14 protein-coding genes are annotated in these 21,037 nt (G+C 74.7%); 4 read left to right on the top strand and 10 right to left on the bottom strand.

What is annotated here, in order from left to right; translation table 11 throughout:
• Window positions 1–277 precede the first annotated feature (277 nt).
• A complete protein-coding gene (locus CNQ36_RS12275) occupies window positions 278–811 on the bottom strand; it encodes an HAD domain-containing protein (protein ID WP_121546017.1) in 534 nt (177 codons plus the stop codon).
• Between the two features lie 218 nt (window positions 812–1,029).
• On the opposite strand from CNQ36_RS12275, the gene ettA reads away from it, so the two are divergent.
• From ettA to CNQ36_RS12260, 3 genes are read left to right on the top strand one after another with little or no spacing between them, the layout of a single operon-like run.
• Entirely contained in the window at window positions 1,030–2,694 is a 1,665-nt protein-coding gene (gene ettA, locus CNQ36_RS12270; protein WP_004931265.1) for an energy-dependent translational throttle protein EttA, read from the top strand.
• Between the two features lie 4 nt (window positions 2,695–2,698).
• Window positions 2,699–3,115: an acyl-CoA thioesterase gene (locus tag CNQ36_RS12265; protein WP_004931267.1), complete on the top strand. Its 417-nt coding sequence runs from the start codon at window positions 2,699–2,701 to the stop codon at window positions 3,113–3,115.
• Window positions 3,112–3,777 (top strand): DUF8010 domain-containing protein, encoded by a 666-nt coding sequence (locus CNQ36_RS12260; RefSeq protein ID WP_121546016.1) that lies wholly within the window; start codon window positions 3,112–3,114, stop codon window positions 3,775–3,777. Before CNQ36_RS12265 ends, CNQ36_RS12260 begins: the two co-directional genes overlap by 4 nt.
• Before the next feature lie 19 nt (window positions 3,778–3,796).
• Here CNQ36_RS12260 and CNQ36_RS12255 read toward each other — a convergent pair whose 3' ends face one another.
• The 4 genes from CNQ36_RS12255 to CNQ36_RS12240 all read right to left on the bottom strand — a co-directional run bounded on the left by CNQ36_RS12255 (window position 3,797) and on the right by CNQ36_RS12240 (window position 11,680).
• On the bottom strand, window positions 3,797–4,759 hold the full coding sequence (locus CNQ36_RS12255; protein ID WP_121546015.1) for an ABC transporter ATP-binding protein: 963 nt from the start codon (window positions 4,757–4,759) through the stop codon (window positions 3,797–3,799).
• 58 nt (window positions 4,760–4,817) lie between these two features.
• Entirely contained in the window at window positions 4,818–7,568 is a 2,751-nt protein-coding gene (locus CNQ36_RS12250) for an ABC transporter permease (protein WP_121546014.1), read from the bottom strand.
• A 283-nt stretch (window positions 7,569–7,851) separates the two neighbouring features.
• Window positions 7,852–11,127, bottom strand: coding sequence for an ABC transporter permease (locus tag CNQ36_RS12245; protein WP_121546013.1), 3,276 nt, complete (start codon window positions 11,125–11,127; stop codon window positions 7,852–7,854).
• Between the two features lie 139 nt (window positions 11,128–11,266).
• A complete protein-coding gene (locus CNQ36_RS12240) occupies window positions 11,267–11,680 on the bottom strand; it encodes a globin (RefSeq protein ID WP_040907180.1) in 414 nt (137 codons plus the stop codon).
• 49 nt (window positions 11,681–11,729) lie between these two features.
• On the opposite strand from CNQ36_RS12240, the gene CNQ36_RS12235 reads away from it, so the two are divergent.
• Window positions 11,730–12,734 (top strand): methyltransferase domain-containing protein, encoded by a 1,005-nt coding sequence (locus CNQ36_RS12235; RefSeq protein WP_121546012.1) that lies wholly within the window; start codon window positions 11,730–11,732, stop codon window positions 12,732–12,734.
• Here CNQ36_RS12235 and CNQ36_RS12230 read toward each other — a convergent pair.
• From CNQ36_RS12230 to CNQ36_RS12210, 5 genes are all read right to left on the bottom strand, one after another.
• Window positions 12,715–14,070 (bottom strand): FHA domain-containing protein, encoded by a 1,356-nt coding sequence (locus CNQ36_RS12230; RefSeq protein ID WP_121546011.1) that lies wholly within the window; start codon window positions 14,068–14,070, stop codon window positions 12,715–12,717. The two genes, CNQ36_RS12235 and CNQ36_RS12230, sit on opposite strands and share 20 nt — an antisense overlap.
• 82 nt (window positions 14,071–14,152) lie before the next feature.
• The gene (locus CNQ36_RS12225) at window positions 14,153–15,502 is read right to left on the bottom strand and encodes a vWA domain-containing protein (RefSeq protein WP_121546010.1); all 1,350 of its coding nucleotides are present in this window, start codon (window positions 15,500–15,502) and stop codon (window positions 14,153–14,155) included.
• Window positions 15,503–15,614: 112 nt separating this feature from the next.
• Entirely contained in the window at window positions 15,615–17,114 is a 1,500-nt protein-coding gene (locus CNQ36_RS12220; protein WP_121548438.1) for a PP2C family protein-serine/threonine phosphatase, read from the bottom strand.
• Between the two features lie 3 nt (window positions 17,115–17,117).
• Window positions 17,118–19,700, bottom strand: a complete 2,583-nt coding sequence (locus tag CNQ36_RS12215) for a serine/threonine-protein kinase (protein WP_121546009.1) — start codon at window positions 19,698–19,700, stop codon at window positions 17,118–17,120.
• Window positions 19,701–19,722: 22 nt separating this feature from the next.
• The gene (locus tag CNQ36_RS12210; RefSeq protein WP_121546008.1) at window positions 19,723–21,021 is read right to left on the bottom strand and encodes a coiled-coil domain-containing protein; all 1,299 of its coding nucleotides are present in this window, start codon (window positions 21,019–21,021) and stop codon (window positions 19,723–19,725) included.
• Window positions 21,022–21,037 lie beyond the last annotated feature (16 nt).

The raw sequence follows: 21,037 nt of genomic DNA, 5'->3' as shown, positions 1-21,037 counted from the left end.
CGGCGAGTGGTACTCCGGCATCGGGCACGAAGCAGATCTCGTAGCCGTCGCGTTGAACGCGGTAGAACGCCCCGTCCCACACCAGGTTGGCTCCCCGCCATTTGGCCACGCAAAGCGGATGTCGGCCCACCTGGCCCGGCTCGAACGGGCTGGTCCCCTCCACAACGGGCCGGTGCTGTGGGTCTACAGCTGCCGGCCGACGCAGGCAGAGTGATCGTAGGTCAGGACTGAGCGCTGCCGCACCGTGGTTTCCGGAGAGGGCTGCCGCTTCGGGCCGTCAGGTCAATGGCGGAGAGGCTGCCGAACCTCCTGGTCCGGACGCGGCGTCGAGCCATCCGGTGAGTGTGTGGAAGTCGGAGTCTTCGAGGCCCTTGGCCGGGTCGACCTGGTGAAGCAGTGAGGGGCCGGGGTGGGCGGCGGCGACCCAGAGGCGGTCGATGGTGCTGATCTCGTCGTCGACCCAGATGAAGGGCCGGCCGGCGGCCCACTCGACGAGGGGGCGGGTCTTCCAGTGCAGGCCCCGCGGGCCTTCCTCCGCGTCGGCGTCCGGCCACTCCAGCACGGGCAGCTTCGGTAGCCCGATGCGCGGGGCGACGGTCCTGTTCGCCTCCTCCATCCAGGTCGTCGCCCAGACGAGAGGGCAGCCGAGAGCCATGAAGCGTGCTCCGACCCCGGGGTCGAGCCGGGCCAGCAGTGGGTTCCCTCTATCGGCGGCGGCGGCGGACGGTGGGTGGCCGGACGGGGATCCGAACGGGATCAGTGGGCCATCGACGTCGAGGAAGAGGAGAGGGCGCTCCGCTGCGCTGGTCACGACGGCACGGTAGCCCGGCCCGGTGGGGGAGCGGCATCCTCGGCCCGGGCCGTCGCTGGACCGTGCGGGGGTGCCCGAGGTCGGCGGGGCTCAGGGGGCAGTCGGGAAAGGCCAGGTCAGGGCCCTCGGGTGGAACGGGTTTCCCCCCAGGGGTGGCGGTCGGGCAAGATGGGGTGTATCTGCCCACTGCCAGATTTCAAGCTGCCGGACGGTTTCTCTTGGCTGAGTTCATTTACACCATGCGCAAGGCGCGCAAAGCGCACGGCGACAAGGTGATCCTCGACGACGTCACCCTGAGCTTCCTGCCGGGGGCGAAGATCGGTGTCGTCGGTCCGAACGGCGCCGGTAAGTCGACCGTTCTGAAGATCATGGCGGGGCTGGAGCAGCCGTCCAACGGCGATGCCTTCCTCACTCCCGGCTACACCGTGGGCATCCTGCTCCAGGAGCCCCCGCTGAACGAGGAGAAGACCGTCCTGGAGAACGTCCAGGAGGGCGTCGCCGAGGTCAAGGGCAAGCTCGACCGGTTCAACGAGATCGCCGAGCAGATGGCGACCGAGTACACCGACGAGCTCATGGACGAGATGGGCAAGCTGCAGGAGCAGCTCGACCACGCCAACGCCTGGGACCTCGACGCCCAGCTGGAGCAGGCCATGGACGCCCTGGGCTGCCCGCCCGGCGACTGGCCGGTCAGCAACCTCTCCGGTGGCGAGAAGCGCCGCGTGGCGCTCTGCAAGCTCCTCCTCGAGGCGCCCGACCTGCTGCTCCTCGACGAGCCCACCAACCACCTCGACGCCGAGTCGGTGAACTGGCTGGAGCAGCACCTCGCCAAGTACGAGGGCACCGTCGTGGCCGTGACCCACGACCGGTACTTCCTGGACAACGTCGCCGGGTGGATCTGCGAGGTCGACCGCGGCCGGCTGCACGGCTACGAGGGCAACTACTCCAAGTACCTGGAGACCAAGGCCGCCCGCCTCAAGGTCGAGGGCGCCAAGGACGCGAAGCGGCAGAAGCGCCTCAAGGACGAGCTCGAGTGGGTCCGCTCCAACGCCAAGGGGCGGCAGGCCAAGTCCAAGGCCCGTCTCGCCCGGTACGAGGAGATGGCCGCCGAGGCCGACAAGATGCGGAAGCTGGACTTCGAGGAGATCCAGATCCCGCCGGGCCCGCGGCTGGGCAGCATCGTCGTCGAGGTGAACAACCTCAGCAAGGGCTTCGGCGAGAAGCTCCTCATCGACGACCTCAGCTTCACGCTGCCGCGCAACGGCATCGTCGGCATCATCGGGCCGAACGGCGCGGGCAAGACCACGCTGTTCAAGATGATCCAGGGGATCGAGGAGCCCGACGCCGGGTCCATCAAGGTCGGCGAGACCGTCAAGATCTCCTACGTCGACCAGAGCCGCGAGAACATCGACCCCAAGAAGACCCTGTGGGCCGTGGTCTCCGACGAGCTCGACTACATCAACGTCGGGCAGGTCGAGATGCCCTCGCGGGCGTACGTCTCCGCCTTCGGGTTCAAGGGGCCGGACCAGCAGAAGCCGGCCGGCGTGCTCTCCGGCGGTGAGCGCAACCGGCTGAACCTCGCGCTCACCCTCAAGCAGGGCGGCAACCTGCTGCTCCTCGACGAGCCGACCAACGACCTCGACGTCGAGACCCTCAGCAGCCTCGAGAACGCGCTGCTCGAGTTCCCCGGCTGCGCCGTGGTCGTCTCCCACGACCGGTGGTTCCTGGACCGGGTCGCCACGCACATCCTCGCCTACGAGGGCGAGTCCAAGTGGTTCTGGTTCGAGGGCAACTTCGAGTCGTACGAGAAGAACAAGGTCGAGCGGCTCGGTGCGGACGCCGCGCGGCCGCACCGCGCCACCTACAAGAAGCTGACCCGGGGCTGATCTCTTGCGGCACATCTACCGCTGCCCGCTGCGCTGGGCGGACATGGACGCGTACGGCCACGTCAACAACGTGGTGTTCCTCCGCTACCTGGAGGAAGCCCGTATCGACTTCCTCTTCCGCCCGGACAAGGACTTCAAGCAGGGCTCCGTGGTGTCGCGCCACGAGATCGACTACAAGCGGCAGCTCGTCCACCGGCACAGCCCGGTGGACATCGAGCTGTGGGTCACGGAGATCAGGGCGGCGTCCTTCACCCTCACCTACGAGGTGAAGGACGACGACCTGGTGTACGTCCGCGCGTCGACGGTGATAGTGCCGTTCGACTTCGCGGCGCAGCGTCCGCGCCGGATCACCGACGAGGAGCGCGAGTTCCTCGAGGAGTACATGGACGCGCAGGACAAGGAGGAGGCCGTCGCCGCATGACGGTGCTCCATCTCGCCGACGAGGGGGAGGCCGCGGATCTCGCGGCCTTCCTCTCCCGGCTGCTGCACTACGACCGTTCCGCCGCGGTGCGGCTGCAGGCGGCCGGCACGGCCCTCGCCGTCTTCGGGCGGCCTCCGTCGTTCGAGGTGCTGGCGATCCGCGCGGTACGGCTGGCCAAGCCGTACGAGAACGGGCTGGACGTCACCCTTGACGTGACCGTGTCGGCCGGTGAGCTGCTGGAGTCGGTGGACGAGGCCGGTGCCACGGCCGCTGTGCCGGGCGCGGTGACCGGTCCGCCGTGGGCCGGGGTGCTGCCGCCGCGCGGCGGCTGGCGGGCCGAACCGGGGCTGCCCGGGCCGCAGGAGCTGCGGGGGCTCGTCGCCGCGTCGGTTGCGGAGTTCCGCTCCCGTACCGGGCAGCTGGAGCCCTCGTCGCGCACCCGGGCCGAACTCGACCGGATCGGGCGGGAGATCTGGTCCCGCACGGTCGCGGAGACCGGTCTTCCGGTGCGCGCGGTGCACGCCGCCCAGTCGTTCCGCTTCCTGCGGGGCGCCGCGCCGGGCCTGTTCTCCTCGGGTTCCTGGCTCCGGCTGCGCACGCCGTACGGATCGGTCGCCGTGCGCCGGGCCGGGCTCGGCGCGCTGGGTCTCAGCGTGCGCTGAGGGCGCCGGGCCCCTCTTCTCAGTCCCGCCGGCTGTCGTCCGGGCGGACGGCGATGTGGTCGGGTTCCAGTTCCAGGGCGACGCGGTCGCGCATGTCCAGCGCCCGGGTGTACTCGGCGGGCAGCTGGAGACGTCCCGCCCGGTCGAGCATCGCGTACTCGCGGGCGACCACCGTCTCGTCACCGGTGGCGGCGTCGACCTCGCTGCGGCGCAGCACCTCGGTGGAGGTGCGGCCGTCGCGGATGGCGACCGTGCGGCGCACCTCGCCCGCCACCGCCTGGTCGTGGGTGACGATCACGATCGTCGTGCCGAGCCGCTCGTTGGCGGTGCGGAACGCGGCGAAGATCTGTTCCGCGGTGTGGGAGTCCAGCTCGCCGGTGGGTTCGTCGGCCAGCAGCACGGAGGGGCCGCCCGCGAGCGCCACGGCGATGGCGACGCGCTGCTGCTGGCCGCCGGACATCTGGTGCGGCTGCCGGTCGCGGCAGTCCGCGACCTCCAGCAGCTCCAGGAGTTCCAGCACCCGTTCGGCGCGGGCGCGGCGCGCGGACCGGGAACGGCCGCCGGCCAGCCGCATCGGCAGGGCGACGTTCTGCGCCGAGGTCAGATAGGGCAGCAGATTGCGGGAGGTCTGCTGCCAGACGAAGCCGACCACCTCACGCCGGTAGGCGAGGCGGTCCTTGGCGGTCATCGTCAGGAGGTCGCGGCCGGCCACCCGGGCCGCGCCGGCCGTCGGGGTGTCCAGGCCGGCCAGGATGTTCATCAGGGTCGACTTGCCGCTGCCGGAGGCGCCCACCAGGGCCATCAGCTCGCCCTCGCGCACCAGCAGGTCGAGGCCCTGGAGCGCCTGCACCTCCACGCCGTCCGCGGTGAAGACGCGGACCAGCCGGTCACAGGTGATGAGCGCGTCATGGCCGTAGGCCGGCCGGTCGCGGTCGGCGGTGACCCGGCCGGCCAGCTCGGCGAGCGTGGGATGCGAGGTCATCGTGGGCCTCCTGCGGGGAGAAGTCGACGCGGCACGGGAAGAAGGGGGACGGCGGGGTTCACCGGGCATCGCCCGCTCTCAGCTCCCGGACCGAGCCCCGGCGGCCCGTCCACCAGGCCTGTGCCGCCGCCGTGCCGACGGTGACGGCGACCACCGCCAGGGCCGGCACCAGCAGCGACACCGGGTCGGTGCGCAGGGCCGCCCGTCCCGCGGGGGACGCGGAGGCGGAGACGGCGACGGTGGTCAGATCGATGCCGGACGACAGCAGCCGGATGGCGGCCCACGCCGTGACGGTGCCGCCGGCCGCCGCGAGCAGCGCCTGCGGCAGGGACTCCAGCACCAGCAGGCGGCGGCCCTGTGCCCGGGTGAGGCCCATGGTGCGCAGCCGGGCCAGCAGCGCGGCCCGTTCGGGAGCGGCCCGCAGCAGCGTCAGCAGCAGGGAGAGCATGGCGAACCCGGCGCCCGCCGCCACCGCCGCGGTGTAGACCCGTTCGGCCCCGGACTGCAGGGGGGAGTCGACGTACTCGGCGAACCGTTCCGTCCGCAGCTGTACCTGTGCACCGCCGCCCGCCGCCTCACGCAGCGCCCCCGCGTCCGCCGGGTCGCCGGTCACCAGCAGCGTGGTCGGGCGCGCGGACTCGCCGGGCAGCCCGGACCGGTCCACGACCAGGAACTCCTCCCCGGCCACCGCCGGCGTCCGCTCCCGCACCGCCGTGATCCGTACGGTGACGATGCCGCCGTCGTCCAGACGGACCAGGAACGGCCGGGTGCCGTAGCGGTCGGCGACCGCGGGGGACGCCAGGGCGGCCAGGTCCTTCCCGCCGGAGGACTTCAGCGCGTCCGCCGGGAAGGCGCCGACGCCCGTGTGCCGGGTGAGGGCCGCGTAGCCGGCCGGGTCGACCCCGGCCACCGGGACGGCCAGTCGGCCGCCCTCCGGCTGCGCGTACGGGAAGACGCTCAGGGCGGTGACGTCCCGCACGCCGGGCACGCGCCCGATCCGTCCGGCCAGGCCGGACGGCAGCGCCTGAACCGCCTCGACGCGGGCGTCGGCGCCGACGGTGAGGACGGCCGCACGCTCCCGGGCGTCGGCCACGCCGGTGAGGACGGAACCGCCGAAGGCGGCGGTGGTCAGCGCGGTGAGCAGCGCCAGCAGCGGCAGCACCGCCGAGCCGGACGCGCGGCCCGCGCGGGCCAGCGACAGCGGGCCGACCACGCCCCGCAGCCGCCCGGCCGGGCGGGCCAGGCCGCGCAGCGGCAGCGGGTACAGCCGCACCAGCACCAGCGCGGCGATCATCCCCACCAGCACCGGGGCCAGCGACACCAGTTCGTCCCCGGACGCCCCGGCGCCGTCGGACGTACCGCGTGTGCGCAGTGCCACGACCGCGCCCACCGCCAGCACGAGCAGCGTGAGTTCGGCGACGGTGCGACGCCGCGAGGGGCGGGCCGAGGCGATGTCGTCGCGGGCGGCGTGCACGCGTACCGCGCGGTGCGCGGCGACCGCGCGCAGCGGCAGCGCCGCACAGGCGAGGAGGGCGACGGCCCCGGCGGCGGCCACGGCGGACGCCGGCCGGGCCCCGGGGAGCGCGAGCAGGGCGGCGGCCAGGCCGAGGGCGGCCGCCGGCACGGCGACCACCGCCGTCTCCGCCAGCAGCCGGCCGGCCAGTCCGCGCAGGGAGGCGCCGCGGGCGCGCAGCAGGGTGAGTTCGGGGCGCCGCCGGTCCGCGGTGAGGCCGCCCGCCATGAGCAGGACGACGGCGGCGACCGTGCCGGTGCCGAAGGCGGCGACGGCGACCAGCGGTCCGATGGCGGAACGCAGCTCGGTGTACTCGGCGAACACCTCGTCCAGCGCGGCCTCCGACTCCACGACCCCGGAGGCGGCCGTTCCGGCCTGTTGGAGCAGCGGGCCCGCCTCGAGGGAGGCGACGGCCGAGGTCATCCGGGGCAGGTCGTAGCCGTGCAGCGCGGCGGCGTCGGGGGCCAGCAGCCAGTACCGCTCGGGCTCCCCGGCCGTGCTCAGCGTCGCCGGGGCCGCGTCCGGGGGCAGCAGCAGCGCGCCGGTCCAGAACACGTTGCGCTCCGGGTCGCCGGGGACGTTCGTCAGATACGGGGTGCGCAGCACGGAGTTGGCCGACCAGTACGCGTCCCGGGGCGCGCGGGGGTCGACGATGCCGGTCACGCGTACCGCGAGCGGGGCGCGTTCCACCGCGGGCACGTGGAGGACGGACCCGACCTCGATGTGCAGCCGGCGCGCGGTCTCGGCGCTGACCGCGGCCTCGACCTCCGTCGCCGCCGTGGTGACGTCGTCCGGGGCCTTCGGCAGGCGGCCCTCCCGCAGCCGGGAGTGGCCGGCGAGCCCGCCCTGCGCGACGAGGTGGAACTGCGGCGGGACCGCGTCCGGCATCGCCAGCCACGGGTCCTGGACCTCCAGCGGCCGGGAGGTGCGCACACCGTAGGCGGACTGGTCCGGGTCGAGCGGCAGGGACCGGCCGGGCAGCGGGAAGATTTTGGTGTAGGTGTCGCGGACCGCTTCCTCGCGCACCCGCGCCGCCCGCTCCTCCGGCGGCAGGGCCAGGTCGGACAGGGCGGTGGAGTACAGCTGCACGGTGGTGCGGGCCGGGCCCGCCGCCTCCATCGACCGGCGCAGCCCGGCGTCGCCGTACCGGTCGACCGCGAGCGGCAGCGCGGCCGCCAGGAACGCGGTCGCCGCGACCAGCAGCGCCAGCGCGAGCGCGCCACCGGGCGCGGCCCGCAGCCGGGTACGCACCCAGGGCGCGTTCACCTGCGGCCGTCCCGGATCCCGGACGCTCATGTCACTCACCTCCCGTGCGAGTGGCGGCGATGTCGTGGTGGCTGCCGGTGCGGTGCCGGGCGGGCGCACAGAGGGTGTGCAGTCGGGAGCCTCTCGGGGCGCGGAGGCTCACCTCACTGCCTCCCTTGCGCGTGGCGGTGGGGCCGTGGTGCCGGGTGGAGGGCCAGTGGGCGTGCAGCCGGGGTCGTCTCGGGGCGCGGAGGTTCATGTCACTCGCCTCCCGTGCGCGTGGCGGCGATGTCCCGGTGGCTGCCGGTGTGGTGTCGGGGCGCGGAGGCTCATGTCAGTCGCCTCCGCGGTCGCGCAGGGAGGTCATCGGGGCCGCTCTGCGCAGGGCCAGTACCGCCGTGATGGCCAGGGGGGCCACCGACACGGCGGCCAGGAGGGCGGCCACCCGGGCGGGAGGCAGCTCCACCAGGACCCCGGGGACCGGGCGGGTGGCCTCCGCGGTCAGCATGATCAGCGGGATCACCGCGCGGGCCAGTACCGCGCCGAGCAGTACGCCCACCGCCAGCGCCAGGCCGACCAGCACCCCCTGCTCGACGAGGACCACGCGGGCCAGCCGCCGGCGGGAGGCGCCCAGGGCGCGCAGCACCGCGAACTCGGCGGACCGCTCCCGCAGCGACCCGGCCGCGCTCACCGCGAACCCGACCGCCGTCAGCGCCGCCGCCGCGAGGGCCGCCGCGCCGAACACCGCGCCCGGTCCGGCGCCGAACGGGTCGTCCCGCAGCTCCGCCGCGATCTCGTCCCGCACCACCACCCGGGACGGCTCGATGCCGGGCCGTTCGCGCAGCGCCCCGGCCACCCGCGCCGACCCGCCCGGCCCGGTCGCCAGCCACCACTCGTTCGGCGGCGCGCTCTCGCCCTGGCGGGCGTGCACCAGCCGGTTCACGGACCGCAGGTCGACCAGCAGGGCGCCGCCGTCGGTCTCCCCGCCGGACGGCGCGGACGGCAGCTCCCGCACCGCCCGCACGATCCGCACCGGCACGGTGGAGTCGCCGATCCGCACGTCCAGCCGCTGCCCCGGACGGGCGCCCGTGGAGTCGAGGTACCGGTCCGTGGCCACGGCGGCGACCTCGGACGCCGCCCGCTGCGGGACCCGGAGGCCGACGGTGAGCGGCGAGGCCCGCCAGGACATGTCCTCCGGGACGTAGCCGGTGCCGTACTCGACGGTCGTCGCGTCGTCCGGGGCGACCCGGGGCCGGGTGGGGCTCGTCCGCTCGTCGGGGGAGGCCGCCGCGCCGCCCGCGCTCACCGACGTCTTCCACTCGCCGGGAAGTTCCAGCGGCCGGTCGCGCCCGCCGGTGTCCGTGGCGGTCAGCGCCGCCAGGGTGAGCCGGTGCCGCTCGGCCTTCCCGACCGGCTGGTAGAGGTCCAGCCGGAGCCCGGTCAGCGTCAGCGCGCCGACCGGCGCGTCGGCGACCGCCGCGAGGTCCAGGGTGAGGGTGTGGGGCCGCCCGTCGGCGCGGAGCCGGCCGAGGCCGAGCGCCCACGGGGTGCCGTAGGGGTCCATCACGGTGACGCCGACGTCGACCGCCGTCCCCGGGTCCGCGCCCCGCATCCGGGCCGTCAGCGCCAGACGGGCGGTGCCCTCCGGCACGCGCACGCCGGCCACCGTGCCCTTCGGCGCCAGCTCGGCCGCGATCGTGCGCACCGGCGCCGACGCCAGGTCCGGACGCAGTAGCACGGTGTCCGCCGCGTGCGCCGTGTCCAGCGCCAGTACGGTCGCCGTACGGCCGCCGGACAGCGGCACCGACGTACGGACGGCGGGAGCGGCCGTGCGTACGCCGGGGACGGCCGCGTACTCCTGGGTGCGGCCGAAGCCGGACTCGCCGGCCGACAGCACCCGTACCGGCGCACCGGCCCGGAAGTCCGCCTGGTCGTCCTGCGAGCGTTCCCAGGAGGAGGCCTGGCCGATCGCCAGCATGCCGAGCGCCACGGCGAGCACCAGCAGCAGCACCGGGCCCGCGCCGCGCATCGGGCGGCGGCTGAACTGCCAGCCCGCCAGCGCGCCCGGCAGCCCGCGGCTGCGCGCCGCCCGCCGTTCGGCCAGTCGCGCCACCGGCGGCAGCAGCCGCAGCGTCAGCACCGTGCCCGCGAGCAGCGCCAGCGCCGGGGCGACGACGAGCAGCGGATCGACGCCGAGGTCGTCGCCGACGACGCCGGAGGGCCGGCGGCTCAGCTGCCAGTACGCGACACCGGCCACCACCAGCAGACCGAGGTCCGCGCCCGCGCGCACCACGCCGGGCAGCGGCTTGGCGCGGCCCGCCGCGAAGGACGAGGTGAGCGCCGGGACGGTGACGGCCAGCGCGCAGCCCAGCGCGACCAGCCCGGCCACCAGCCACACCGCCCCGCGGCCGGCGACCGTGCCGACGGAGGCGTCCAGGCGCAGTCCGATCCGGGCCAGGGCGCCCTGTCCCGCCAGCAGCCGGATGAGCGGGCCCGCCAGCAGCGGGGCGCAGGCCGCCGCGGGCACGGCCAGCAGCAGGGCCTCCAGCGCGGCGAGCCCGGCCACCTGGACGCGGGAACCGCCGCGGGCCCGCAGCAGCCGGGTCTCGGCCACGCGTTCGGCGCTCAGCAGCCGGGCCACCAGGAGCAGGGCGCAGCCGGCCAGCAGGACCAACTGGAGCGCGATGACCAGCAGGGTCGAGCGGGAGACGAGCAGGGAGCGCTCGATCCGGTCCAGCACGGCGGGCAGCCCGCTCGCCGCGGTCGCGGAGCCGCCCAGGGCCTCGCCCTCGGGCAGCGCGGCGGTGCCTTCGCGCATCGCCTCGCGCAGCGCGTCGATCCGTTCCGTGCCCATCGCGGAGAAGTCGGCCGACGCCAGCCAGCCCGACGCGCCGGCGCTGACCCGGTCCCCGGCGAGGACGGAGGGGTGGGCCAGCAGCGGGCCGTACGTCGTGAAGTGGCGCTTGACCACCCCGCGGCCCTTCAGCTCGTCCAGCTGCCAGTACGGCGAGGTGGTGTCCCGGGGCCGGTAGAGGCCGGTGATGCGCACCTTCGCGGACGGGCCGTCGAGCCGGTCCGTGACGGTGAGCCGGGCGCCGGGCTTCAGGCCGAGGGCGCGGGAGGCGTCCTCCGGGAGCGCGGCCTCGATCTCCGTTCCGGCGCCCTCCCGGGGCATCCGGCCCTCGGTGATCCGCAGTTGGTCCGGGGCGAGCGCGGCGAAGTGGGTGAGGTCGGGGTCGTCCGACTCCGCGCGGGCGTCCGCGCCGCGCAGCGAGCCGGGCAGCGCGTACGGGCCGGAGCGGGTCAGGGTGCGCAGGGTCACCGGCAGTCCGTCGAAGGCCTCGCGGGCTCCGTCGCGCACGGCGGTGGCGGCGGCGGAGGGGTGGTCCGGACGGACGTCGGTCCGGACGGTGAGGGTGGTGGCGGACGCGTTGCGCGGGTCGGACAGCGCGTGGCGCAGGGCGGCGTCGCCGATGGTCGTGGAGTACGCGGTGAGGGTGGCGAGGACCGACGTGGTGAGCAGGACGGTGAGGAGCGCGGCGGTCAGGAGAGGGCGGTGTGCGTGTGCGCGCGCGAGTACGAAAAGCGCAGTCCCCCCTGCGGCAGTCACTCAACCCCCCGTGGTTGTTCAGACCTTCGGGTGATGTTGTCAGAGGGTTTGTGCCGGGGGTAACCGGTTGGTGCCCGGGCTTGACCGGATCGTGACCGGAAATCGGTGCCGGGTGCCCGGAATGTGAGGCGGCCGGGGATCAGTCGGGAGCGTTGATCATGGAGGCCGCCGCGTAGGTCAGGTACTTCCACAGGGTCTGCTCGTGCTCCTCGGACAGGCCCAGCTCGTCCACGGCGTCCCGCATGTGCTTCAGCCACGCGTCGTGCGCCGCGCGGTCCACCTTGAACGGGACGTGGCGCATGCGCAGACGCGGGTGACCGCGGTTCTCGCTGTACGTGGTGGGACCGCCCCAGTACTGCATGAGGAAGAGCACCAGACGCTCCTCCGCCGGGCCCAGGTCCTCCTCGGGGTACATGGGCCGCAGCAGCGGATCCCCGGCCACTCCCTCGTAGAAACGGTGGACCAGCCGGCGGAAGGTCTCCTCCCCGCCGACCTGCTCGTAGAACGTCTGCTCCTGAAGCGTGCCGCGCCGAATCTCTGTCACGCCGTCCATGGTCTCAGACGGGACGGCGTAGGACTCGAGGCCTAAGTACTGTGGACGCATGGGCGGGCAGGAGCCTGACACACGCGACGGCCTCGCCGCCTCGGCGCGGGCGGGGCTGGTGCGCGAGATCGACGCCAGCGGGGCGTTCGACGCCGACCCGGTCTGGCGGGAGGCGTTCGCCGCCGTGCCCCGCCACCTCTTCGTGCCGTACTACTACGTGGGCGTCGTCGGCGGCTACGAACGACGGTGGGGCGAGAGCCCCGACCCCGCCGCCCGCGAGCGCTGGCTGCGCGGCGCGTACGAGGACACCCCGCTGGCGATCCGGCTGCGCGACGGCGAGCTGCTCTCCTCCAGCAGCCAGCCCTCCCTGATGGCGCTGATGCTGGCCGGCCTCGGGCTCCGGGACGGACAGAAGGTCCTGGAGATCGGCACCGGCAGCGGCTACAACGCCGCCCTCCTCGCCCACCGGCTCGGCGACGACGACCTGGTCACCACGGTCGACCTGGACCCGGACATCACCGAGTCGGCCCGCCGCCACCTCGACGCCGCGGGGCACCGTCCGGCCGTCGTCACCGGCGACGGCGCGCGCGGGGTGCCGGCCCGCGCCCCCTTCGACCGGATCATCGCGACCTGCGCCCTGCCGTCCGTCCCGCGGGCCTGGCCGGCCCAGTGCGTTCCGGGCGCCCGGATCCTCGCTCCGTTCGCCACCGGCCTGGTCGTGCTGACCGTGCGCGACGCCGGGCACGCCGAGGGACGCTTCCTGCACACGCCCGCCTACTTCGTCCCGCTGCGCGGCGCGAGCCGGTCGTGGCAGGAACCGCCCGATCTGGAGGGGCTGCCGGCCGCGGCCCGGGGAAGCGATCTGTTCCGGTTCCTGCTGGCGCTGACCGCCGGCGCACTCGAACCGCGCGAGGCGTACGGCGTCTGGGAACGCGAAGGGAGGCCGCAGCGCGAACGCTACGGCCTCACCGTCGACGACGAGGGCGACCGGGCCTGGCTGGACGACCCCGCGGGGCCGCACGTCTGGCCGGTGCCCGGGAGCCTCAGCCCCGGTGGATCGTGATCGTCGTCCAGGCGCCCACGTGCACCCGGTCGCCGTCCTGCAGCGGGACCGGGACGAAGGGCTGGATCGGCTCGTCCGAGCCGTTGACCGTGGTGCCGTTCGTCGAGTTCTGGTCGACGACCGCCCAGGTGCCGTCCGGCTGCTGCACCAGCACCGCGTGCTGGTGCGAGACGCCCGGGTCCTCCGGCGGGGTCGACAGATCGATGTCGGGGGTGTCGCCGGTGGAGTGGCGACGGCGCCCGATGGTGATCTGGTTGCCGGTGAGCGTGCGCTGCTGCTCGGGCGAGTACGCGGGCAGGTTCAGGCCCGCGGCCTCGGGACCGGAGCGGTGCATCATCGCCATGAAGTACTCGCGGTCGGGACCGATGGTCGCGGTCCAGGTCGCCGGGCCCTGCGGCGGACGGGGCTGCTGCGGGAAGCCGCCGGGTCCGGGCGGCGCCTGAGTCGCGCCGGGCTGCGGATAGCCGTAACCGCCGCGCGGACCGGGGCCGTTCGGGCCGCCGGGACCACCCGGGCCGGGACCGCCGGGGCCACCGGGGCCGCCGGTGGGCGGGGAGATCACCCAGTCGTCGTCACCGCCGGAGGCGGGACCGCCCGGCTGCGGGCGGCCGGTGTCCTGCGGGAACACCTGCGGGGCCGGGGGACCGGACTGGAACGCCTGCGGCGCACCGGGACCGTGGGGACCGCCGGGACCACCCGGACCTCCGGGACGTCCAGGGCCACCGGGACCACCGGGACCCCCCGGACCACCGGGGCCGTTCGGGCCGCCGTAGCCGCCGGGACCACCGAAGCCGCCGGGACCACCCGGACCACCCGGGCCGGGCGGGGGCGGTACCGGCCGCGAGGGGTCGCCGCCGAAGCCGGGCGGGCCCGGCGGGATCGGCTCGGCGGGCCGGTTCACCTGGGAGGGACGCGAGCCCTGGTAGTCGTAGGAGTCGCCGCCGTACGACGGACCGCCGGGCGGCTGCTGGAAGGGCCCGCCGGGACCGGGGCCGGGGCCGGCACCGGGACCCGGGCCGGGGGCCGGCGGGCGCGGGGCGGCCGGGGTGTACGAAGTCGCCGTGTTCGTCAGGAAGTTCCAGCGGCACTCCTCGCAGAACGGCGCGGCGCCCTCACGGGGCGTGCGGCACTGCGGGCAGAACTGCGGCTGGGCGCCACCGGGGCCGCCGAAGCCACCGGGGCCGCCGGCGGGACCGCCGGGCGGCGGGAACCCGTAACCACCGCCGGGCGCGGGCGGCGGGGGAGGAGGTGGGGGCACGGCACCCGCCATGCGGTGACCGCACACCTCGCACCAGTCGTCGGAACCCGACTGGTGTCCGTTCGGGCAGGTCGGCATGTCGGCGCTTCCCCCTCTCCTTGTCCGGCCGGTGACGACCGGTTTCTCCAACCCCGGGGGGTCGGGCTCGACTAGTTTCGGATCACTTCTTTACACGAACAGTCTTTGTCGACCGAGTTTCGAGCGTCATCTCGTCGGCCTCCTCGACCTTCGCCTTCAGTCGCACAGTACCCGTCGCGGCATCGACCACGTCCACCACCTTCGCAAGCAGTTTCGCAGTATCCGCGTTGCCGGACGCGCTCGCGAGCTGGACGGCCCTGCCCAGTTTGGCCGTCGCTCCGTCCATATCGCCCTCTTTGCGGAGATCGAGACCCTGTTGGATGACTTCCGCCAGTTCCGCTTGCCCCGTGTAGTGGGCGACCTGAGGGTTGATCGACGTCGAGGCGGCCATGTCGTCCGTCCACACGGCCCGCACCAGACCCTGCGCCCCGAGGTTGCGCGCGGTCTCCTCGCCGGGCCGGGGGATCACCAGCGACAGCCGGGCGGCCAGCATCTCCTGTCCGACGCCGGCGGGCGGGACCTCCACGCAAAGGTGGTAGTCACGGGACTCGTCGCCCCAGGAACCCAGCGGGTAGTCGCCGGCGCGGGGGCCCGCCTCGGTGCGGCGGCCGGTCAGCTCCTCGACGGTGGGCGCGACCTGTTTGACGAACCTCACAGTCGTGCCGACCGGGGTCCACAGCCGCAGCGAGACGTCCGCGACCTCCTTGCCCATCGCCGTCTCCATCATCCGCGTGAAGTCGGCGGCCAGACCGGCCGGGTCGGCGACGATGTCGGCGGTGCCGAGCAGGGCGGAGGCGACGCCTGTGACTTCTTTCACTTCCCAGTCGGTGCCGACGCCGCGGGCGTCGCAGGTGAAGCGTCCGGCGCAGGCCTCCAGGGCCGCCTTGAGGTCCTCCTGCGACTCGTGCTCGTTGCGGCCGTCGGTGAGCAGGATGCCGTGCCGGATCGCCACGTCCGCAGACGCCAGCAGCCGGTCGGCCAGCCCCAGCCAGGTGCCGATCGCCGTGCCGCCGCCCGCGCTCAGCTTCCGCAGCGCCTGCTTGGCCTGCTCACGGGTGCCGGGACCGGCGACCGCGAGACCGCCGCCGCCCGGGTACACCTCCTTGGCCACGTGCGTGCCGCCGACCACCGCGAAGCGCACGCCGTCGCGCAGGGCGTCGATCGCGGCGGCCGTGGCGTCGCGGGCGTTGCGCATCTTGGTCGGCGGGTAGTCCATCGAGCCGGAGCAGTCGACCATGAGGACCACGGCGGCCGACGGCCCCTCACCGGGCGAGTAGAGGTGGGGCGCCGTCACCGCGCTGCCGATGGTGCCGCCGCCGGTCGCCGTCACCGTGACGATGGCGTTGACCTCGCGGCCGCCCTCCGGCAGATACGCGTTCTGGTACACGTCCACCGAGAACTGCGGCACGTTCGATTTGGAGAAATTGGCCATGCCTTTTTCGCTCCCCCTTGGCTGCCCCGGCGGCGCGGGGCGACGACGGATGACGGACCGGTCCCCTCCGGTCCGTTGAGGCTTCCCCGCGAGAGGCTTCCCGTGAGCGGCCTCAGGCCGATCCTGCCCCCTGCGGGACGGCCGGGAACGGCACGAGGGCCACTGTTACGTTGTCGTGGCCCCCGCCGTCGAGGGCGTGACCCACCAGTACGCGGGCCCCGTGCAGGGGCCGTACTGCGGCGTCCTCGGGCACGACCCCGGCCATCTCGTCGGCCGACTCCGCGTAGTTCCACAGCCCGTCCGTGCAGACCACGACCACGCCGGGCCGGTCCGGCTTGAACGACGCGGTGTGCGGCTCCAGTTCGTAGGCGTCGGCGCCGAGCCAGCCGGTGATCGCGTGGGCGCGCTGGTCGGCGTACGCCTCGGCCTCGCCCATCAGGCCCGCGGCGACCATCTGCGCGGCCCACGAGTCGTCCTCGGTGAGCCGGGCCGCCGGGGCGGAGCGGTCGACCGGCACCCAGTAGGCGCGGCTGTCGCCGACCCAGCCGACGACCAGCAGGCCGGCCGTGACCACGGCCCCGACGATGGTGCACGCCGGGGCGTTCTCGTGCGGGTCGCGCTCACGGGCCGCCGCGGGCTCGCCGGCCAGCGCGTCGACCGCTTCGGCGGCGGCGACGATCGCGTCGTGCATCGCCTGCTGCGGGTGGGTGCCGCGCGGCAGGGCCGCGAGCAGCGACTCGTTCGCCGCGCGGGAGGCGGCGAGTGACGCCTCGTCGGGGCGGGTCGCGGAGGAGACGCCGTCGCAGACGATCGCCACGGAGACGGGGGAGCCGTCCGGCAGCGCCGTGGTGCCCACGCCGAAGGCGTCCTCGTTGCGGTGGTGGCGCAGTCCGCGGTCGCTGACCGCGGCCAGGGGGCCGCATTCCTGTTCCATGTGGTCCCGTTCGCGCGGCTGGGCGTGGCCGCAGTTCTCGCAGTAGCCGTCGTCGTCCACCCGGCCCGCGCGGCAGGCCACGCACACCGCGGCGGCGGAGCCGGCCCCCGCCGGCTCGGCGGCCACCCGCGGGTCCGGCGCCTGCAGCGGGTACTCGTCGGGCTGCCCGGCCGGGCCGTCGGCGGCCTGTCCGTCCGGCTGCGCCCGCCGGTCGAAACGCACCCCGGACGACGGTGCGGCGGGGGGCGGCGGAGGCGGCACAGGGGCGCCCTCGGCGGGGGAAGGCCGTACGGGCGTGTCCTGGGCCGGGACCTGGGGCGCGGCGGGAGCGCCGGACAGGGGGGAGCCGTCCGAGTTCGTGCCGGGCACGTCGGCCGGGCGGTGGGCCGGTTCCGGGTCGGCGGGGCCGTCCGGGGCGGGCCAGGCCGCGGCGGCGGGCGGGGCGGCCGGGGGAGCCGGAGCGGCGGGCGGAGCCGCCGGAGGCCGGGGCACGCCGTGGTCGGCCGGCGCCTGGGCGGGCACCGTGCCGTTCATGGCGATCGTCGGCTCGTCCCGCGGCCGTGCGGGAACGGCCGACAGGTCGTATCCGCACGCACCGCAGAAACGATCACCCGACTCGAGGGGCTCCTCGCAGCTCGGGCACTTCGGCAGAGCGGCCTGCTGGGGCATCTGGGACATCAACTACACCCACGTCCGGGGGCGGTAACGATTGGCACGTTCCACCAGGTCGATCCTCTCCTCGCCGCTGCGCGCCAGCCGGGCCAGCGCGCGGTACGAACGCTCCAGGCCGAAGCGCAGGCCCCGTTCGTCCAGGCCGCTGCCGAGCAGCGTCCGTCCCCCGGCGGCGGGAAGGGCGGAACCCTGGCCCCCGGAGAGTACCCAGTCCAGCCCACAGCCGAGGACCTCCGCCGACAACAGCTCCCGGCGCGCCGGATCCAGACCGTACGCCTCCAAGGCCTCGACCTGCCCGGCGGCGGCGGACAGGTCGTCAAGGAACGGTACGTCACCGTCGGCCGCCGTACGCCCGCGCAGCCGCGCCCGGACGGCCGCCACCCGCGCGGCCGTGTAGTGGATGGAGGACTCCGGCACCGACTCCAGCGTCCGCACGGCGCCGCCGCGGTCCCCGGCCGCCAACCGCACCCGGGCGAGACCGAACGCGGCACTCACACAGCTCGGGTCGGTCGCCCACACCAGCCGGTAGTACTCGGCGGCGTTGTCCAACTGGCCCAGTACCTCGGCGCACACGCCCAGCGCCAGCTTCGGCGCGATCTCGCCGGGGAACGCGTCGTAGACCGCGTCGAAGGCGAGCGCGGCGCCCTCGTGGTCGCCGGTGACCAGCGCGGCCACGCCCCGGTACCAGACCACCCGCCAGTCGTCGGGGTCCTGTTGCTCCAGCGTGCCCAGCACCGCCAGCGCGGCGGGCCACTCGCCGGTCTCCAGCCGGGCGCGGACCTCGCGCAGCCGGGTCTCGGCCGACGGGGCGGGCGCCGCCGCGAGCGCGTTGATCAGCTCACCGGGCGCGGACGTCAGCAGGCCCGCCAGGAAACCGGCGTTGGGGTCGGAGGGGTCGACGAGCGGCACGGGCAGCGCGAGCGCGGCGGCGGCACAGTCGACGGGAGCCACCAGGGCGGGGCCCCCGCCGGCGGCGGGCGGCAGCGCGGGCGGCGTCCCCCCGCGGGACCGGCGCACGGCACGGGAGCCGGGGCGGGTGCCCAGGCGGGAGACGTCCCCGTCGAGCGCGGGGAACAACACCGTGTCGGTGACCCTGGTTTCCGGTCCGAAGAGGGTGGACAGCGCCGGGCGGGCCCGGCCCGACTGGAGCGAGACCACCTCGCGCAGCACGCCCGTCAGCTGCTCGGTCATCTCCTGCGCGGAGGCGAACCTGCGGGCCGCGTCCGGATCGGTGGCGCGCACCAGCAGCCGGTAGAACGACTCGTACTGCCGGAACACCTCGATGTTGTCCGGGTCGGGCAGCGAGTCCACGTAGACGTTCGTGTAGCCCTGGAAGTCGAACGTGAGGACGGCGAGCGTACGGGCGACCGTGTACAGGTCCGACGCCACCGACGGGCCGGCGTCGGCGACCTCGGGCGCCTGGTAGCCCACCGTGCCGTAGATGGCCGACTCCTCGTCGTCCATCCGGCGCACCGCGCCCATGTCTATCAGCTTCAGCTGGTCCTCGGTCTGGATCGCGTTGTCGACCTTGAAGTCGCAGTAGAGCAGGTTCCGGCTGTGCAGATGGGCGAGTGCCTCCAGGGCCTCGATGCCGTAGGCACAGGCCTGCTCCACCGGCAGCGGATCGCGTCTGCCCGCCGGGGTGCGGCGGCCGTTGGCGATCTCCTTCAGGGACTTGCCGCCCAGGTACTCCATGACGATGTAGCCGTCGAGGGAGCCGGTGCGCTGGTCGAGGTGCTCCACGAAGTTGTAGATCCGCACGATGTTGGCGTGCTCGATCTCCGCGAGGAACCGCCGCTCGGAGATGGCCGCCGCCATCGCGTCCTGGTCACCCGTGTCCAGCAGGCCCTTCAGCACCACCCAGCGGTCGGACACCGCCCGGTCCACGGCGAGGTAGACCCAGCCAAGGCCGCCGTGCGCCAGACAGCCGGCCACCTCGTACTGGCCGTGCACGACGTCACCGTCCCGCAGCTTCGGGACGAAGGAGTACGGGTGGCCGCACTTGGTGCAGAACCCCTCCGTGCGCCCCGGCCTGCCGCCGCGGGCCCGGCCCACCTGCGCCCCGCAGTCGGCGCGCGAGCAGAACCGCTTCCGCTCGGGCACCTCGGGGTTGTCCAGCACCATCACGCGCGGATCGGGGCGCGGGATCGGCGGCACCTCGACCAGGCCCGCGCCCAGCCGGCCCCGGCCGGACGGGCCGGCGCCCGCGCCGGAGCTGCGCACCGACACCGAGCGGCCCGTGGTCCGGCCCGAGAGCGAACGGGAGAGGCGTCCGGAGACAGAACGGCGCGACTTCGACGACTGGGACGACGTACGGGAGCTGCGGCCGCTGCGACCGCTGTGGCCTCCCGCGCCCGTGCTGCCCGAGCCCCGCGAGTCCCTTCCGTGGGCGGTGACGCCGGTCGGGGGCGAGGCGACCATGCCCGTCGGGGACACGACCGGGGCGAGACCGCAGGTGTCGCAGTACAGCTCGCCGCCGCCGACGTCCTCGTACGCGCCGCCGCAGTCGGGGCGCTGACAGGCCGACCGGGCCGCCTGGCCGGTCCGCGCGTTCCCCGGCGTGCCTCCCGGCGCGCTTCCCGGTTCGCTCATGACGTCGTCTCCCCCTCCTCGCTCATGCGCCGGGCTCCCGCCGGTCGTCCGGAACGCCCTGGCCGGGCAGCCGCGGCGCCGTGCCGAGGAGTTCCGCCGCACCCTGCTGGTAGCGCAGCACCGCCCGGTCGGCGGCGCGCAGGTCGCAGGGCGCGCTCCACAGCATCCGGCGCGCCTTCTCGTACCGCTCCACCAGGACGGGGTCCTCCGCCAGACCGTGCCGGGCCACCTTCGCCTTGTACGCGTCCAGCCTGCCGCGCAGCTCGGCACGGACCGCCAGCGGGGCCGTCACCGCCGTCAACGACTCGCGGGCGCGCATCAGTTCGTCCTCCGCCTGCTGCTCCAGGGCCTCCAGGAGCGGGGACAGCCGGTGCCACTGGGCGTGCCTGCGGTACTCGGCCGCCGTCGACAACTGCTCCTGCAGCGCGGTCGGCGGCCCGCTGACCACCGGCACCTCCGTCGCGGCGATCTTCGCGAGCACCTCGCCGCGCGCGGTGCGGGCCTCCGCGAGGGTCCGGTCGGCGCGGGACAGCACGTCCCGCAGCCTCACGATCCGCTTCTCGGCGTCCTGGCGCACCGTCAGCACCGCGTCGATCTCCCGGCGCACCTCCTCCAGGGCGCGCGCCTCACGGTCGTAGACCGTGGTGTCGGGCCGTCCGCCGCCGGGCGCCGAACTGCCCTCCGCCCGCTTCCAGTACGCCAGCGGGTCGGACACCACCTGCTCGCGCAGCCTGGTCAGGGTGCGGGTGATCCGCTCCAGGTCGTCGCCCGCCGGATGCTCTCCCGGGCGCACCCCCACCGAGTGCGCCAGCCTGCTCGTGCGCTGGAGCTCCGCGGCGAGCAGATCGATCCGCGCGGGCAGCGCCGACCACACCGCGTCCGCGGCCACGACCATGTCCAGCGAGGACGCGTACAGCTCGTTCATCCGGTCCACCAGGGCGGCCAGCGAATAGCGCTCGCTGAGCTTGCCGGGGGAGCCGCCGGCCAGGGCCACCGGGTCGCCGCGCAGCAGCTCCGTCAGCTCCACCAGGTCCTCGCGACTGGACCAGCGGCGGCGGGCCCTGATGTCCCGGGCGGTGCGCAGCGCGTCCGTGTACGCGTCGAAGCAGGTCCACAGCAGCGTGATCGACGCCTCCGCGGCCGTCCAGCGCTCCTCGGTGAGACCGGTGAGCCGCGCGCCCTCCAGGAGTCTCCGGCCCGCGTGGTCCTGCAGGGCGAGGAGCGAGGTCTCGATCGCCTCGTGCTCCGCGCCGAGCCGCGCCAGCGCACGGTCCACCTCGTCCCGGTCCATCACCGGCCCGGTGGGATCCGTGTCGGCCATCGATCACCTCTCGCTG

Source organism: Streptomyces fungicidicus, assembly GCF_003665435.1.
In the GTDB taxonomy this organism is placed as follows: Bacteria; Actinomycetota; Actinomycetes; order Streptomycetales; family Streptomycetaceae; genus Streptomyces; species Streptomyces fungicidicus.
The sequence above is the reverse complement of the archived record's forward strand: the minus strand, read 5'-3'. Positions and strand labels throughout refer to the sequence as shown.